Raw genomic sequence first — 15,205 nt, forward strand, 5'->3', positions numbered from 1 at the left:
ATGCGGCGGGCGAGTTGAAGCATGGGCCGATCGCGCTGATCGACGAGAACATGCCGGTCATCGTCATTGCGCCGCATGACCGCATTTTCGAGAAGACCGTGTCGAACATGCAGGAAGTGGCGGCGCGCGGCGGCAAGATCATCCTGATCACCGATGCCAAGGGCGCCGCACAGGTGAGCGTCAAGACGATGGAGACGATCATCCTGCCGGACGTTCCCGAAATCATCTCGCCGATCATCTATGCGCTGCCGATCCAGATGCTGGCCTATTTCGCCGCCGTGTTCATGGGCACCGACGTCGACCAGCCGCGCAATCTGGCGAAATCGGTGACCGTGGAGTAACGGCAACGTCGATGGCCGTCATCTCATCGGAGAGAGGATCGACAAGACCCGCAGTCACTCTCAATGCCTGCGGGATCACTCGCGGCATCTCATCGGTTCTGGTTATGCCGCGGTCTGCATGGCCGCTCTCAGCAGCATGCCATAGAGGTCGCGCGGTTCGTCCGGATCGGCCAGCAGATCGAGCTCCTCGTAAAGGCCCGTTGCCTGCAGCTGGTCGCGCACATAGCGCAGCGCCGAAAAGTCCTCGATGGCGAAGCCGACGGAATCGAACAGCGTGATCTGCTTGGCGTCCCGGCGGCCTGACGCCTGGGCGGCGATGACTTGCCAGAGCTCGGTCACCGGATGGTCGGGATCAAGCTGTTGGATTTCACCCTCGATGCGTGTCTGCGGCGGGAACTCGACGAAAATGTCGGAGCGCAGCAGGATGTCCCTGTGCAGCTCGGTCTTGCCGGGGCAATCGCCGCCGACGGCGTTGATGTGGACGCCGGCTCCGACCATGTTGTCGGTGAGAATGGTGGCGCATTGCTTGTCGGCGGTAACGGTCGTGATGATCCCGGCCCCTTCGACCGCTTCCTGCCCGGTTTCGCAGATGGTGATGTCAAACCCCATGCCAGCCAGGTTCTTGGCGCATTTCAGCGAGGCGGATCGGTCAATGTCGTAGAGCCTGAGCCGGTCGACGCCGGTCAGCGCCTTGAAGGCGATCGCCTGGAATTCCGATTGGGCGCCATTGCCGATGATGGCCATGGTGCGTGCGCCGCGCGGTGCCAGATATTTGGCCGCGACGGCGGATGTCGCGGCGGTGCGCAGCGCGGTGAGAATGGTCATTTCGGTGAGCAGCATCGGGTAGCCGCTGCCGACATCGGCAAGCACGCCGAACGCGGTGACCGTCTGCAAGCCCTGGCGCATGTTCTTGGGATGGCCGTTGACATATTTGAAGCCATAGAGCCGCCCGTCGCTCGTCGGCATCAGCTCGATGACGCCGTCATGGCTGTGTGAGGCGATGCGAGGCGTCTTGTCGAAAAGCTCCCAGCGGCGGAAATCTTCCTCGATATAGCTGGCGAGCTCGGTCAGGAAGCGCTCGACACCGATGGTGATCACCAGCTTCATCATCCGGTCGACGCTGACGAAGGGGACGATGTTCAGCTTTGCCGTGGTCATGATCAAAAGCTCCCGGAATGGCTGCGGGTCGGGCGGTCCATGATGCGGCGGCCCATCAGGCTCGCCGTCAGGTCGACCATAAGCGTCGCGGTTCGGCCACGCTCGTCCAGAAAAGGATTCAGCTCGACCAGGTCGAGACTGGAGACGAGGCCGCTGTCGGACAGCATCTCCATCACCAGATGCGCCTCGCGGAACGTCGCGCCGCCGGGAACCGTGGTGCCGACGGCCGGCGCAATCGACGGGTCGAGAAAGTCAACGTCGAGACTGACATGCAGCAGCCCGTCTTCATCAGACACGCGCGCCAGGAAGGCGCGCAGCAGCGGCGCGATACCATGCTCATCGATGGCGCGCATGTCGTGCACTGTCACGCCCGCCTGGTTGAGCGCGCTGCGCTCGGCCGGGTCGACACTGCGCAGGCCCATGGTGCAGATGCGCTTGGGGTCCACCGCCGCCGGCAGGTCCGGGAAATAGCCGCTGAAACCCGGCTGGCCGCTGGCGTAGGCGAGCGGAACACCATGCAGATTGCCGCTGGCGGTCGTGTCCAGCGTGTGGAAATCCGGATGCGCGTCGAGCCACAGCACGAACAGCGGGCGCCCGGCCTCGGCGGCGCGGCGGGCGAGGCCCGACATGGTGCCGGCCGAGATCGAATGGTCGCCGCCGAGAAAGATCGGCATGGCGTCGTCGCTCGCCGTGTAGGCCGCCGCGGCAATGGCGGATGTCCAGGCCGATATTTCGGGCAAGGCCTTCAGCGCCAGATTGCCATGCACGACGCGCCTCGCCGGCATTGGCTGGACGGCGCCCATATCCTCGATGGTGTGGCCGAGGCCGGACAGCACCTCGGCAAGCCCTGCCGTCCTCAGCGCACTCGGCCCCATTTCGCAGCCCATTCTGCCGGCGCCGTCCTGCACCGGCGCCCCGACGATCTTGCAACGCATTGTTTTCCCGCGGCCAAAGTTCGAATGGCGAGAGGAGAACACGGCGAGCCGGCAATATGAACAGGTAGAATTGGCAATCCGAGAAGTATAACCTATCATAATGGCGGCCGAATTTATCAAAATGGGAATCCCGATGGATGCTTTGGACGAACGGCTCGTAACCTTGCTGCGGCATGACGCCCGGCGCAGCGTGTCGGACCTTGCCGTCGATCTCGGCGTCTCGCGCGCCACGGTTCGGGCACGCATGGAGAGGCTGGAACGGTCGGGCGACATCATCGGCTACACGGTGGTGCTGCGCGCCGACGCCGTCGATCAGCGCATCCGCGGCATCATGCTCATCGAGATCGAAGGCCATGCCGCCGACCGCGTGGTTCGGGCGCTGGGTGGCTTCCCGGAAGTCTCGACCATCCATACCACCAACGGTCGCTGGGATCTGGTGGTAGAGCTCGGGACGGCGTCACTGACTGATTTCGATGCGGTGCTACGGCGTATCCGATTGATACCCGGCATAACGGGCAGCGAAACGAGCCTGCTCCTGGCGACGCCGCGCACGACGCGGGCACGACTGACGTAAGCACACCTTCAATGAAGTTCTGGCGGCCGAGGACGTTCTCCCCGACGAAGCCGAGGGGAAATAGCGCGGATGTTGGCGCGGCTTATGACGGCGAGAACCTCCGCCAGACCGCGGCGTGGACGCGCCCATTCTTCGCATGGGCTGATCGTATCCGTTGCGATCGACGGCGAGCGTCAGCCGAGAAGCTCGGCGGCGACTTCGAGTGTGTTGCGGAACGACGTCTCGAGATGATTCTCCATCGCCTGCGCAGCGCCCTCGGCGTCGTGTCGCTTCAGCGCGTCGAGAATGGCCTCGTGCTGCTCGATCGTCTGCTCGCCATAGCCGGGCTTGGGAATGGCGAGATAGCGGCCGCGGTCCATCTGCGCCTTGGAGATGTCGACGGCCCGCCAGATCATCGGCAGGCCGCAGATCTCGGCAATGGTGCGGTGGAAGACGTCGTCGAGCTGGATCGCGATGGCATACCGGCCACGTGCTATGGCGAGCTTGTGCGCCGCCATATTATCCTCCAGCAGTTCGGCGGACGCCGGCGTCAGCTTGGCGGCGGCGCGCCTGGCGCTTTCCATCTCGAGCGCCCGGCGGATGACATAGGCCTCTTCCAGGTCGGCGCGGCTGATCGGTGCGACATAGGTGCCGGTCTGCGCCAGGATTTTCACCAGGCCTTCGTCGCTGATGCGCTTGACCGCTTCCCGCACCGGGGTGCGCGATACGCCGAGCGCCTCGGCGATGGCCACCTCGTTGATGACTTCACCCGGTTTCAACTCGCCGACGACAATCAGATTGCGGATCTTGTGATAGATTTGATCGCGCAGCGGCAGCGCCCGATTGAGTGTCGAAGGATCCAGCTCCATGGCAAATCCGTATCTTCGTCCGCCTGAGACGGTCAATAGAATGTCAATGCACCAGGGACAAGGGGCCCAGGGTCTCCCTAACAGCTATGAGGCATCAGCCAGATGTTTCCGGGGGTGAAGGCTCTGTTCAACGTCAATTTCGTCGCAGGCATCCGCAACGCAATAGGTCAGCGCAGACCTCTCACCTTGGTCAGAATATCTTCCGACAGCGCCGAGACGAGCGCCCTGTCGGCGCCCTTGCTGGGGATCAGGACAAACTCCACATCCTCCAACGGCGGCAGGCGCCCGGATGGAATCTCTTTCAAACCCGAGGGCGACATGCTTTGCGGTTGCACCAGAACCCCCATGCCGGCGCGGGCGGCGGCGGTCAAGCCGCTCAGGCTTCCGCATGTGCAGACAATACGCCACGGCATGCGATGCCGTTCGAGCACTTCCAGCGCAATGCTGCGCGTGACGCTCGGCGCGGGGAAGGCAATCAACGGCAAGGCCGCGAGCGACAGGACGTGTTCCGGATCGCGGGCGAGCCAGACAAGCGGCTCGCGATAGACGAGCCGGCCACGGCTGTCGCCCAGCCGACGCTTTGCCAGAACGAGATCGAGCTCGCCATTGTCCTGCATCTGGTAGAGCACGCCGCTCAGCGCCACGGTCAGTTCAAGGTCAACGGATGGGTGAGACCGGACGAAATCCTCCAGCACCAGCGGCAGCCGGCTCGTCACCAGGTCCTCGGATACGCCGAGCCTCAACGTGCCCCGCAGCCTCTGTGCGGTGAAAAGCGCCTGCACCTGTCCCTCTATCGACAACAGGGTCCGGGCATGGCCGAGCAGGGCTTCGCCGTCTGGCGTCAGCACCACCTTGTGCGTATCGCGGGCCAGCAACTGCCTGCCAAGCGCGGCCTCCAGCTTGCCGATGTGCTGGCTGACGGTGGATTGGCCGAGCCCCAGCCTCTCCGCCGCGAAGGTAAAGCTTCCCATCTGCTGGACGGCGACGAAGCTGCGAAGTTGGACCAGATCGAGCATTGATATCTCAAATTACGATAACTGTTATTCCTTGTATCCCATTTCACAATGCACGAAAAGGCAGCACTGGACTTACTCTGGAGCGAACATGTCATGCGCCGCTTTCTGCCGGACACCTTTCTGATCCTCCTGTTGTGCAGCGTCGCGCTTGCGTCGTTCGCGCCGGCGACCGGGACGTTCGCGGGATGGTTCGCGATCGCGACCAATCTTGCCGTGGCGCTGCTGTTTTTCCTGCATGGTGCAAGGCTCTCGCGTGATGTCGTCGTCGCCGGCCTGATGCATTGGCGCCTGCACCTGGTGATCCTTATGACGACCTTTGGCCTGTTCCCGCTGCTGGGGCTGGCGCTTGGCTATCTGCCCGCCTCGATCCTGCCCAAGCCGCTTTATCTCGGCATTCTGTTCCTCTGTGTCCTGCCGTCGACGGTGCAGTCATCGATCGCCTTCACCTCGATCGCCGGCGGAAACGTCCCCGCGGCCATCTGCTCGGCCTCCGCCTCCAACATCTTCGGCATGTTCCTGACACCCTTGCTCGTCGGCCTGCTCTTCTCCATCGGTGGCCATGGCGGTTTTTCGTGGGACGCGGTGAGCCAGATCCTGCTGCAGCTGCTCCTGCCTTTTGCGCTCGGACAACTGCTGGAACCGCGCATCGGCAACTGGATACGCTCCCGCAAGACACTGCTGATGCCTGTCGATCGCGGCTCGATCCTGATGGTCGTCTATCTGGCCTTCAGCACGGCGGTCGCCGAGGGGCTGTGGCACATGTTCTCGCTGCGCGACATTGCCGTGGTCGTTGTCGCCGACATGGTGCTGCTCGGCCTGGTGCTTGTGCTGACGACCTATGGCAGCCGGATTCTCGGCTTCGACAGGGCCGACCAGATCACGATCACCTTCTGCGGTTCGAAGAAGAGCCTGGCGAGCGGCGTGCCGATGGCCAATGTGATCTTTGCCGGCCAGGGCGTCGGCGCGATCGTTCTGCCGCTGATGCTCTTCCACCAGATACAGCTCATGGTCTGCGCCATGATCGCGCAGAAATATGCCAAGGCGGCGCACCGGCCTGCCATACTGCAAGCCGAGCCAACGGCCTCGGTGGCTTAGTACTGTCGGGCGAAAGTCTCGGCAATCGCGAGGACCGCGGCATGAATCGGTCCCGCGGTGAGGTTGGGCATGATCGAGGCGTCCACGACAAAAAGATTGTCGAGCGCCTTGAGTCGTAGATTTGCATCGACGACGGCGTCCGGGTCCTTGCCCATTCTGCAGGTGCCGCAGGGATGGTGGTGCGTGATGACCGATCGCGCGATGAAGTCGTCCATCTCGGCCGCACTGTTCAGCGCGCCTGGCAGGAGTTCGCGCTCTCGCCAACCGGCGAGTTCATCTCTGTGCCCGATGGTCCGGGCTGCCTCAAGTGCTGTGCGAAACCGCTCGCGGTCTCGGCCGGTGTGCAGGTATGCCGGGTCGATGATCAACCGATCGCCGAGCTCAGGCCCACTTATGCGCACGCTGCCGCGGCTCGTCGGGTGGGTGATGCCGAACAGCAGCGAGTAGGCTGTGCCTGCGGCGGGTGCCTTGAAGCGTTCCGACACGATCGGCGCGACACCGCAGCCAACGACAATTTCAGGCTGCCCGGCGGCGGTGAAGCTGTCAGCCCGCATATAGGCCATCGATTCCGAATGTTGGAGGCGCGATGGCGGCACCGGTTTGCGGGCCGCGTAAAGGTTGCCGGCGCCAAGCAGGTGATCCTGGAGGTTTCGACCGATGTCAGGCATATCGATCAGGCAGTCGACCCCCGCTGCATCGAGCACATCGCGCGGACCGATGCCCGAACGCATCAGCAAGGCCGGACTTTCCAGCGCTCCGGCACAAAGCACAATCTGATCCGCAAACACTTCGGCCGATCCCTGTCGCCCCACGACCTCGAGGCTGCGGACCTGACTGCCCTCCAGCTTGAGCCGCCGCACCCGGGTGCCCGTGAGGATGGTCAGGTTCTCGCGGCCTCGAACCGCCTTTGTGAGCCAGGCGTCCGCCGCCGTAACCCGGCGCCCGTCGCGAATGTTCAAGGAGTTCGGGGTGACGCCGATCATCTCTCCGCTGTTGTGGCCTTCAAGGCGAGGCAGACCCAACGATGCGCCTGCCTCGATGAAGGCGCGAGCAAGTGGACTGACTTCGTCCGCCGGCAAATGGATCGGCAACGGCCCGCCCTTGCCGTGAAGGCCGTCGCCACCAAGCGGGTGGTCCTCGATAGCCTGGAAAACGGGCATAAGTTCATCCCAACTCCATCGGCGATCCTCGGTTGCATCAACCCAGGCCTGGAAGTCTGACGGATGACCGCGCATATAGCCCATCGCGTGCAGGCAACTCGAGCCGCCGATCAACCGCCCGCGCGCCCAATGATGCACCCGGCCCGCGGTGCCGGCTTGCGGCTCCGTGCGATAATCCCAATCGTAGCTGCGGCCCTGCAGCGCCGGCCAGGCAGCGGGGTTCCAGATGTCCGGGTCCGTCGGCTCCTCGCCGGCCTCGATCAGCAGAACGCGGCTGCCCGGATCTTCGCTCAGCCGCGCGGCAAGCAACGACCCGGCCGACCCGCCACCGACGATGACGATATCGCAATTCGGTGCGTGCTCTACATTGGCCCCGGTCATCGTCACTCCATCTGCCACTTGCCGGTTGCGATAGTCGTCATGTCTGACACCGACACGGAGAAACCCCGCGCATCGATCCGCCTTTGGCCGATCCGAAACGTCATGAAGGACTTCGAGTCTTCAGACGGAACCTCAGTCCATCGAAGAACTCAAATCCCGTTGTCCATGGATATCTTCGCTGCCGCTTTCGCCCTCAAGACGTGCTGCTTCGAGGCTTTGCGGGCGGCTTTCTCGTCGCCGGCGGCGATGGATTCGAATATCTCCCTCATCTCTGCCAAGCTGCTTTGTGCTCTGCCCTCCAGCGACATCGATCGTCCTCGAAAGAAGCTGATCCGCGCCACCAGACCGCGGTGGACTTCCTCCAGGATCGGGTTGCCGCAATTGGCGAGTATGATCGAATAGAAATCCGCGGCGGTCATCACCTGCGCCAGGCTGTCGTTGCTGGAAGCCGCCTCTTCGAATGCGGAAAGCGATTTCTCGAGTTCACGCAACTGTTCCGGAGAAATCCTTAGCGCGCATCGTCCCGCCGCCTCGACTTCCAGCAACTCTCGAACCTCGTAGATGGCGGTTGCCACCTCCCAGGAAAGTGCCGGTATCGACGGCCCGCGGTTGGGCACGATCTCGATCAGGCGCTCGGCCTCAAGACTGCGCAAAGCCTCCCTCAGCGAGGGGCGGCTGATGCCGAGTTGTGTGCACAGTTGACTTTCGATGAGGCGGCTACCCGGCTGAAACAACCCGGAGAAGATCGCCAGCCGTAACTTGTCGACGGTCTCCCGTTGCACTGTTCGTGGCGAAATTCGCAAATTCAAATCTGGGGGCATTGGTAACGTCTCATAGCCTTTGAGTCGCAAAACTGAAGCAGCATACGCCACGCCGTGCAAATTTGACAGCAGGATAGCCAGATTGTCAAATATGAAGATTGTCAGACAATCGGCTTGACGTGACCCCAGTCTGTATGATCCTTTTGCGGGAGACGGGCAGCGAGGCGAGGATCCCAAGGATCATGGACATGGCGGCAGACATGGCTTCCGACCACTTCATCTCGCGACGCGTCGACATTGGCCGCATCACCTTGAACGTGCGCCAGAGGGGCAGCGGCCCCTTGATGCTGTTCTTCCACGGCATCACCTCCAACTCCGCCGTCTTCGAGCCCTTGATGGCTCGGCTTTCGGACCGGTTTACGACAATTGCGGTTGACCAGAGGGGGCATGGCCTCAGCGACAAGCCGGAAACCGGCTACGAGGCGAATGACTACGCGCACGACATCGCCGGCCTGATACGCACGCTCGATCGCGGCCGTGCCATCCTCGTCGGACATTCGCTTGGTGCTCGAAATTCGGTCGCGGCCGCGGCGAAATACCCGGATCTGGTGCGATCGGTCGTCGCGATCGACTTTACGCCGTACATCGAGACCGATGCCTTGGACGCGTTGGAAGCGCGCGTGAACGCGGGGAGCCAGCTTTTCGAGAATGTGAAGGCCGTCGAAGCATACCTCGCCGGCCGCTATCCGAACATTCCCGCCGACGCCATCAAGATCAGGGCTGAAAGCGGCTATCAGCCGGTCGACGGCGGATTGCGTCCATTGGCATCGCCTGCGGCAATGGCGCAGACCGCCAAAGGCCTGCGATCGGATCTGGTGCCCGCCTACCGCGATGTGACGAAGCCCGTCCTCATCGTTCGAGGCGAGGCGAGCAAGTTGGTTTCGGCGGCGGCACTGGCGAAGACATGCCGGCTGCGGCCTGACCTGCCCGTCGTCGTCGTGCCGGGCGCCGACCACTACGTCAACGAGGTATCTCCCGAGATCACGTTGAAAGCCATCACCAACTTCATAGACGCTTGACGGCCGAGCGCCGTCTTCTTGCACGCAGCATCAGGATAGAAAATGGCCAATGTAAACAAAACTCCGGGCAAAACGCGTCGTGCCGAGGTCGCCGGCGGCGGCTTTGCAGGCCTGACAGCCGCCATCGCTCTCAAGCAGAATGGTTGGGATGTCAGGCTGCACGAAAAGAGTTCGGAACTGCGGGCATTCGGCGCGGGCATCTATCTCTGGCACAACGGCCTTCGCGCGCTCGAAGGGCTGGGCGCCCTTGACGGTGTTCTCCAGGGCTCGCACACGCCTCCGACCTACGAGACCTGGATGCACAACAAGTCGGTTTCCAAGGAGACGTTCAACGGTCTCCCCTGGCGCATCATGACCCGCAGCCACCTGCACGATGCGCTGGTCAACCGGGCCCGTGCCCTGGGTGTCGACATCCGCGTCAATTCCGAGGCGGTTGGCGCCGATCCGGAAGGGCGCTTGACCCTCCAGACTGGCGAGGTTCTCGAAGCCGACTTGATCGTCGGCGCCGATGGCGTCGGCTCCAAGGTCAGGGATTCCATCGGCTTCAAACAGGATCGCTGGGTTTCGAAAGATGGTCTCATCCGGCTGATTGTCCCGCGCATGAAGAAAGAGCTCGGCCATGGCGAGTGGGACAACACCATTGACATGTGGAACTTCTGGCCGCGTGTTCAGCGAATTCTCTATTCGCCCTGCAATGAGAATGAACTCTATCTCGGCTTGATGGCTCCGGCCGCCGATCCTCATGGATCGAGCGTGCCGATCGATCTCGAAGTTTGGGTCGAGATGTTTCCTTTCCTGGAGCCGTGCCTGATCGAGGCGGCCAAACTGAAAACCGCCAGGTACGACAAGTACGAAACGACCAAGCTGGATAGCTGGACAAGAGGCAAGGTCGCCCTCGTGGGGGATGCCGCGCATGCCATGTGCCCGGCTCTTGCCCAGGGCGCCGGTTGCGCGATGGTCAACGCCTTCAGCCTGTCGCAGGACCTGGAAGAGGGCTCTTCGGTCGAGGATGCGCTTGTCGCTTGGGAGACGCGCGTTCGCCCGATCACGGATCGCTGCCAGGCCCTGTCTGGCGACTATGCGGCGAACCGCTCGCTCTCGAAAGGAAACATGTTCACGCCGGCGGCGCTGGAAGCCGCCCGTTACGACCCGCTGCGCCGTGTCTACTCGTGGCCGCAGTAGCGTCGGGCGAGCCGGTCAAAGAATTAATCGGTGCGCGCGGAAACAGCGCGTGCCTTTCAGGAGATAAAGATGAATTATTCCAGTGAAGTCGAAAGAGATTATGATGTCAGGGGATGGTACTCCTCGGTCCAGGAAAGCCGGCATGACGGCGGCACGCCTGGCGAAACCCTCGTCAAAGTCGCGACTGGCGTTGTCATTCGCAATCCCTTCGCCGGAAAGTTCGTCGCCGAACTGTCCGATCTGACCAATCCGAGTGCAGCGATCGGTCATGCGCTCGGCGAGAGGGCCGTGGCGCTGCTCGGCAACAGGCCGGTCGAAAGCTATGGTAAGGGCGGTATCGCGGGTACATCAGGCGAACAGGAACATGTCGTCGCCTGCATCACCACGGTGTTCGGAGATCCGCTGCGGCAGCAGGTGGGGGGCGGCAAGGCCTGGATCTCGTCGGTCAGCAAGGTCGCTGTCGCCGGCACGACCATCGATATCCCGCTTGCCCACAAGGACGAGCTCTATATCCGTTCCCACTACGATGCCGTTACCTTTTCCGTGCCGGATGCTCCGCGCCCGGACGAACTTCTGATCTGCGTCGCCGTCGCATCGGGTCCGCGCGTGCACCAGCGCGTCGGCGGCAAATCCGTCGCCGACCTCAAGGCCGGCGCCTAGTTCGATCGAATTGCTGAAGGACGAATTCCATGCCCCTGAACATCAAGGACCTCAAGATCACGTCCGCGGATTTCCAGCCGCTCGGGAAAATGCGAGACGAGCATGCCGGCGACAAGGGCAACGTATTGCCCAGGCTCAGGGTCAGCGGCGTCCCGGCAGGGACGAAGGAGCTCGCGGTCATCTGCCACGATCCCGACGCGCCCCTGCCCAACGGCTTCACGCATTGGGTCGTCTACGGCATCGATCCGTCGACCACGGATCTTTCTGGAGCACAGGAAAAGTTCCGCGTGGGACCCAACGGCGCCGGCGGCAAGCAATATTACGGGCCTCAGCCCCCCGCTGGCCATGGAGAGCATCACTACTACTTCTGGGTCTACGCCCTGGACACGAAGGTCGAGGGGACGCCCACCAGGGAGGAGTTCCTGCAGAAATATGCCGGCAACATCATCGAGCAGAACCGGATCGTCGGCATCTACGAAAACAAGTGAAATCCACGGCCCTGGCGACCGATAACAACAACAAGAATGGTCGCCATCGCCGCAATGGGAGAATTTGGAAATGACAGACAACAGCCCCGCGCGTCAGAAGGTCTTCGAGGAACTCGTCACGGCAACGAAGATACTTCTCAACGAAGGCATCCTGGATACGTTCGGGCACATCAGTGCCCGGGACCCTGAGGATCCCCAGAGTTTCTTCCTGGCTCAGAAGCTTGCTCCGAGCCTGATAACGGTCGATGACATCCTGCGTTTCAATCTCGACGGCGAGACCTCGGACAACCGGCCGTCCTATCTGGAGCGCTATATTCACAGCGAGATCTACAAGGCGCGGCCGGACGTTCAGTGCGTGCTCCACAGTCATTCGCCGGCCGTCCTGCCCTATTGCTTCACCGACCAGCCGCTGCGGCCCGTGACCCATATGGGTGCTTTCCTTGGCGACGCCGTCCCTGTCTATGAGATACGCGACACGCAGGGAGACGACACCGATCTCTTTGGCGGCAGCCGGAGCGTCTGCGGGGACATCGCTGAAAGCCTCGGGAACTATCCCGTCGTGCTCATGGCGCGCCATGGCGTCGTGAATGTGGGCAATTCCGTCCGGGAAGTGGTGTTCCGGGCCTTCTATCTCGAACAGAACGCCGCGGCGCAGACAGCCGGCCTGCAGATCGGCACCATCAAATATCTGTCGCCGGGCGAGATCAAGACGGCAGGAAAACTCGTCGGCGCCCAGATCGATCGCGGGTGGGATCACTGGTCGCAGCGCCTCAGGCAAGCGGGTCTCGCCTGATGTCCGTCGGGCTTTGAACATCAGCTGGAAAAGCTTGGTGTCGGCCAGGCTTTTCCAGCCTCCATCGCAATAGTTCTCTGACGCCGGGCGTCGGACGAAAGCAATGAAACCATGCCGCACGCGGAAAGTTACGATTACATCATCGTTGGAGCCGGATCGGCCGGTTGCGTGCTCGCCAACCGGCTGAGCGCCGATCCGCGATGTTCGGTGCTGCTGCTGGAGGCCGGCGGCTGGGACCGCGATCCGATGATCCACATCCCGCTTGGCTGGGGCAAGATCCTGACCGAGCGCCGCCATGACTGGATGTATTTCTGCGAGCCGGAAGACAATGTCGGCGGACGCAGGGTCGAGTGCGCGCGCGGCAAGGTCATTGGCGGATCATCGTCGACCAACGCCATGGCCTATGTGCGGGGAAATCGCGGCGACTACGATCGCTGGGCAGCAACAGGGCTCAGCGACTGGTCGTACGACAAGGTGCTGCCGTATTTCCGCAAGCAGGAAAGCTGGGAAGGGGGCGCGGACCAGTATCGCGGTGGCAATGGCCCGGTCAGCACCCAGTTCTGCCGCTACAAGGACACGCTGATCGACGCCTTCGCGCAAGCCAGCGTGCAGGCAGGCTATGAGCAGACGAAGGACTACAATGGCGAGCGGCAGGAAGGTTTCGGCCGCCTCCAGATGACGATTGCGAAAGGTCGGCGCGCCTCGACCGCGTCAGCCTATCTGCGGCCGGTGCTGAAGCGGCCCAACCTGACCGTTGTGACGGAAGCGAGCGCAACCAGGATCGTGCTGGAGGGTGCGCGCGCCACCGGCGTCACCATCAACCATCGCGGCGGCGAGCGCACGATTGTCGCCCGCAAGGAAGTGCTGCTTTCCGGTGGCGTGATCAACACGCCGCAACTCATGATGCTGTCGGGCATCGGGGCGCAGGATGAGCTTGCCGCGCACGGTATCCAGACGCGGGTCAACCTGCCGGCGGTCGGCAAGAACCTGCAGGATCACGTCTCGGTCATTCTCATGTACCGGCGCCGCGCTCCGGGCGGCCCTTTCCTGCGCAACATGCGTGCCGATCGGATCGGCTTCGATTTCGTCAAGACCTACCTGACGGGACGCGGTTTTTCCGGCGACGTACCCGGCGGGGTTGTCGCCTTCCTCAAGAGCGGTCCGGCGCGACCCTTGCCGGATGTGCAGCTGCTCTTCACGGCGGCGCCGCTCGCGGCATGGCCATACTTGAAGCCGTTCAAGGCGCCGTTTGCGGACGGCTTCGCAACGCGCATCGTGGCGACACAGCCCGAAAGCCGGGGAGCGGTGAAACTGGCCTCGGCCGATCCTTCCGCGGCGCCCCTGATCCACCAGAATTTCCTCGCCTCGCCGAAGGATTGGGAGTCGCTTCGGGCCGGCTTCCGGGTGGCAAGGGATCTGGCCGCGCAGCCCTCCATGCAGCCCTTCATCGAGGCGGAGTTCTTTCCCGGCCCGAAGTGCCAGAGCGACGACGAGATCGACGAGCATATCCGCAAGACCTCCATCACCGTGCATCATCCGGCCGGGACCTGCCGGATGGGGGCCGATGCGGCCTCGGTCGTCGACCCGCAACTGCGGGTTCGCGGCGTCGACGGGCTTAGAGTGGTGGACGCTTCCGTCATGCCCGACCTGGTCTGCGGAAACATCAACGCGGCAGTGATCATGATTGCCGAAAAGGCAGCCGACCTCATCGCGAGCTCAAAAGAAAGCAGGGCAGTGCAATGATCCGAAATATCGCCATCATCGGCCTGGGTACGATGGGACCGGGCATGGCCGCCCGGCTCGCCAGAGGCGGCCTGCAGGTGGTCGCCTGCGATGTTGCCCCGGCAGCGATAGAGCGCGCGCGATCCATGCTGAGCGTGGCCGAGACCGTTCTCGAGGCCTTGGGCATCGCGCCGCCGTCGGCCGGCGTCGGGACGGTTCGCTTCACCGACGATATCGGCGATGCGGTATCCGGCGCCGACCTCGTCATCGAGAACGTTCCTGAAAACATTTCGGTCAAGGCCGATGTCTATCGCACCATCGACAGTCTGATTGCCTCCGACACGATCGTCGCGTCCGACACGTCGGGTATCCCGATCACCAAGCTGCAGGCGCATATCTCGCATCCCGAGCGGATGGTCGGCATGCACTGGTCGAACCCGCCGCACATCATCCCGATGATCGAGGTGATCGCCGGCGAGACGACCGCGCCGCAAACCGTGGCGACGATCCGCGATCTCATCCGCTCGATCGGCTTGCTGCCGGTGGTGGTGAAGAAGGACGTCCCCGGTTTCGTCGAAAACCGCGTGCTCTATGCGCTGCTTCGCGAGGCGGTCGACCTCGTCGAGCGCGGCGTCATCGATCCGGAAGATCTCGACACATGCGTGTCCTGGGGCATCGGCTACAAGATCGCCGTGATCGGGCCGATGGCGCTGCTCGATATGGCGGGGCTGGATATCTACAAGTCCGTCTCGTCCTTCCTCAACGCCGATCTCTCCAATCGCGACGATGTCGCGCCCATGGTGCTGGAAAAGACCAACGCGTCGAAGTTCGGCATCAAGTCGGGGGAGGGCATGTTCTCCTATACGCCCGAGCAGACCAAGGCGCTGCAAGGCGAGAGGGCGCGCAAACTCGTCGCGGTGCGACGCATCCTGGAAGGCCGGGAGTAGCCAATGGTCTATCGAGCTCACAAAGCCGGCTGGGTTGGGGAGGTCGTAACGGCGGCCGCTTGTGC

The 15,205-nt window shown here is 62.8% G+C and carries 17 protein-coding genes; 10 read left to right on the plus strand and 7 right to left on the minus strand.

Features of this window, described 5'->3' with window-relative positions:
* Positions 1–341: SIS domain-containing protein (locus CK228_RS33230; RefSeq protein WP_143750627.1), on the plus strand; the 341-nt coding region annotated here is incomplete at its 5' end.
* A 102-nt stretch (positions 342–443) separates the two neighbouring features.
* Here CK228_RS33230 and CK228_RS33235 read toward each other — a convergent pair.
* Both CK228_RS33235 and rocF read right to left on the minus strand, forming a co-directional pair.
* Entirely contained in the window at positions 444–1,499 is a 1,056-nt protein-coding gene (locus CK228_RS33235) for an ornithine cyclodeaminase (protein WP_095790555.1), read from the minus strand.
* Positions 1,500–1,501: 2 nt separating this feature from the next.
* Positions 1,502–2,434 (minus strand): arginase, encoded by a 933-nt coding sequence (gene rocF / locus CK228_RS33240; RefSeq protein WP_095790556.1) that lies wholly within the window; start codon positions 2,432–2,434, stop codon positions 1,502–1,504.
* 133 nt (positions 2,435–2,567) lie between these two features.
* Here rocF and CK228_RS33245 point away from each other — a divergent pair, with 133 nt between their 5' ends.
* The gene (locus CK228_RS33245; protein ID WP_095771477.1) at positions 2,568–3,008 is read left to right on the plus strand and encodes an Lrp/AsnC family transcriptional regulator; all 441 of its coding nucleotides are present in this window, start codon (positions 2,568–2,570) and stop codon (positions 3,006–3,008) included.
* A gap of 173 nt (positions 3,009–3,181) precedes the next feature.
* On the opposite strand, the gene CK228_RS33250 is transcribed toward CK228_RS33245, so the two are convergent.
* Complete coding sequence (locus tag CK228_RS33250; RefSeq protein ID WP_095790557.1) at positions 3,182–3,856, minus strand: GntR family transcriptional regulator; 675 nt, start codon at positions 3,854–3,856, stop codon at positions 3,182–3,184.
* Between the two features lie 167 nt (positions 3,857–4,023).
* Entirely contained in the window at positions 4,024–4,872 is an 849-nt protein-coding gene (locus CK228_RS33255; protein WP_095790558.1) for a LysR substrate-binding domain-containing protein, read from the minus strand.
* A gap of 93 nt (positions 4,873–4,965) precedes the next feature.
* On the opposite strand from CK228_RS33255, the gene CK228_RS33260 reads away from it, so the two are divergent.
* Positions 4,966–5,967 carry a bile acid:sodium symporter family protein gene (locus CK228_RS33260; RefSeq protein ID WP_095790581.1) on the plus strand — a complete coding sequence of 334 codons (1,002 nt, stop codon included), beginning with the start codon at positions 4,966–4,968 and terminating at the stop codon, positions 5,965–5,967.
* Here the strand turns inward: CK228_RS33260 and CK228_RS33265 are convergent.
* The 3 genes from CK228_RS33265 to CK228_RS36190 form a co-directional block, all read right to left on the minus strand.
* The gene (locus CK228_RS33265) at positions 5,964–7,508 is read right to left on the minus strand and encodes a GMC family oxidoreductase (protein WP_179296122.1); all 1,545 of its coding nucleotides are present in this window, start codon (positions 7,506–7,508) and stop codon (positions 5,964–5,966) included. The two genes, CK228_RS33260 and CK228_RS33265, sit on opposite strands and share 4 nt — an antisense overlap.
* A gap of 149 nt (positions 7,509–7,657) precedes the next feature.
* Positions 7,658–8,329, minus strand: coding sequence for a GntR family transcriptional regulator (locus CK228_RS33270; RefSeq protein ID WP_010914325.1), 672 nt, complete (start codon positions 8,327–8,329; stop codon positions 7,658–7,660).
* A gap of 85 nt (positions 8,330–8,414) precedes the next feature.
* A complete protein-coding gene (locus tag CK228_RS36190) occupies positions 8,415–8,633 on the minus strand; it encodes a hypothetical protein (RefSeq protein ID WP_245438175.1) in 219 nt (72 codons plus the stop codon).
* Here CK228_RS36190 and CK228_RS33275 point away from each other — a divergent pair.
* The 7 genes from CK228_RS33275 (at position 8,530) to fhmpcd1 (ending at position 15,140) form a co-directional block, all read left to right on the plus strand.
* Positions 8,530–9,348: a 2-(acetamidomethylene)succinate hydrolase gene (locus CK228_RS33275; RefSeq protein ID WP_245438174.1), complete on the plus strand. Its 819-nt coding sequence runs from the start codon at positions 8,530–8,532 to the stop codon at positions 9,346–9,348. The two genes, CK228_RS36190 and CK228_RS33275, sit on opposite strands and share 104 nt — an antisense overlap.
* A 42-nt stretch (positions 9,349–9,390) precedes the next feature.
* On the plus strand, positions 9,391–10,530 hold the full coding sequence (locus CK228_RS33280; RefSeq protein ID WP_095790560.1) for an NAD(P)/FAD-dependent oxidoreductase: 1,140 nt from the start codon (positions 9,391–9,393) through the stop codon (positions 10,528–10,530).
* Between the two features lie 69 nt (positions 10,531–10,599).
* A complete protein-coding gene (locus tag CK228_RS33285; RefSeq protein ID WP_095790561.1) occupies positions 10,600–11,190 on the plus strand; it encodes an amino acid synthesis family protein in 591 nt (196 codons plus the stop codon).
* Positions 11,191–11,219: 29 nt separating this feature from the next.
* A complete protein-coding gene (locus CK228_RS33290) occupies positions 11,220–11,678 on the plus strand; it encodes a YbhB/YbcL family Raf kinase inhibitor-like protein (RefSeq protein WP_095790562.1) in 459 nt (152 codons plus the stop codon).
* Between the two features lie 70 nt (positions 11,679–11,748).
* Positions 11,749–12,471: a class II aldolase/adducin family protein gene (locus tag CK228_RS33295; protein WP_095790563.1), complete on the plus strand. Its 723-nt coding sequence runs from the start codon at positions 11,749–11,751 to the stop codon at positions 12,469–12,471.
* 111 nt (positions 12,472–12,582) lie between these two features.
* A complete protein-coding gene (locus CK228_RS33300) occupies positions 12,583–14,214 on the plus strand; it encodes a choline dehydrogenase (protein ID WP_095790564.1) in 1,632 nt (543 codons plus the stop codon).
* Positions 14,211–15,140 (plus strand): 5-formyl-3-hydroxy-2-methylpyridine 4-carboxylate 5-dehydrogenase, encoded by a 930-nt coding sequence (gene fhmpcd1 / locus CK228_RS33305; RefSeq protein WP_095790565.1) that lies wholly within the window; start codon positions 14,211–14,213, stop codon positions 15,138–15,140. Before CK228_RS33300 ends, fhmpcd1 begins: the two co-directional genes overlap by 4 nt.
* Positions 15,141–15,205: the final 65 nt, after the last annotated feature.

The sequence above is a fragment of the Mesorhizobium sp. WSM4312 genome (genome assembly GCF_002294875.1).
Classification (GTDB): domain Bacteria; phylum Pseudomonadota; class Alphaproteobacteria; order Rhizobiales; family Rhizobiaceae; genus Mesorhizobium.

Excerpts from the sequence above, each read along its gene's own strand:
- rocF (WP_095790556.1), bottom strand. The coding sequence starts at position 2,434 with ATGCGTTGCAAGATCGTCGGGGCGCCGGTGCAGGACGGCGCCGGCAGA.
- CK228_RS33275 (WP_245438174.1), top strand. The coding sequence starts at position 8,530 with ATGGCTTCCGACCACTTCATCTCGCGACGCGTCGACATTGGCCGCATC.
- CK228_RS33300 (WP_095790564.1), top strand. The coding sequence starts at position 12,583 with ATGCCGCACGCGGAAAGTTACGATTACATCATCGTTGGAGCCGGATCG.
- CK228_RS33270 (WP_010914325.1), bottom strand. The coding sequence starts at position 8,329 with ATGCCCCCAGATTTGAATTTGCGAATTTCGCCACGAACAGTGCAACGG.
- CK228_RS33245 (WP_095771477.1), top strand. The coding sequence starts at position 2,568 with ATGGATGCTTTGGACGAACGGCTCGTAACCTTGCTGCGGCATGACGCC.
- CK228_RS33295 (WP_095790563.1), top strand. The coding sequence starts at position 11,749 with ATGACAGACAACAGCCCCGCGCGTCAGAAGGTCTTCGAGGAACTCGTC.
- CK228_RS33290 (WP_095790562.1), top strand. The coding sequence starts at position 11,220 with ATGCCCCTGAACATCAAGGACCTCAAGATCACGTCCGCGGATTTCCAG.
- CK228_RS33235 (WP_095790555.1), bottom strand. The coding sequence starts at position 1,499 with ATGACCACGGCAAAGCTGAACATCGTCCCCTTCGTCAGCGTCGACCGG.
- CK228_RS33285 (WP_095790561.1), top strand. The coding sequence starts at position 10,600 with ATGAATTATTCCAGTGAAGTCGAAAGAGATTATGATGTCAGGGGATGG.
- CK228_RS33260 (WP_095790581.1), top strand. The coding sequence starts at position 4,966 with ATGCGCCGCTTTCTGCCGGACACCTTTCTGATCCTCCTGTTGTGCAGC.
- CK228_RS33255 (WP_095790558.1), bottom strand. The coding sequence starts at position 4,872 with ATGCTCGATCTGGTCCAACTTCGCAGCTTCGTCGCCGTCCAGCAGATG.
- CK228_RS33280 (WP_095790560.1), top strand. The coding sequence starts at position 9,391 with ATGGCCAATGTAAACAAAACTCCGGGCAAAACGCGTCGTGCCGAGGTC.
- fhmpcd1 (WP_095790565.1), top strand. The coding sequence starts at position 14,211 with ATGATCCGAAATATCGCCATCATCGGCCTGGGTACGATGGGACCGGGC.
- CK228_RS33250 (WP_095790557.1), bottom strand. The coding sequence starts at position 3,856 with ATGGAGCTGGATCCTTCGACACTCAATCGGGCGCTGCCGCTGCGCGAT.
- CK228_RS36190 (WP_245438175.1), bottom strand. The coding sequence starts at position 8,633 with ATGCCGTGGAAGAACAGCATCAAGGGGCCGCTGCCCCTCTGGCGCACG.
- CK228_RS33265 (WP_179296122.1), bottom strand. The coding sequence starts at position 7,508 with ATGACCGGGGCCAATGTAGAGCACGCACCGAATTGCGATATCGTCATC.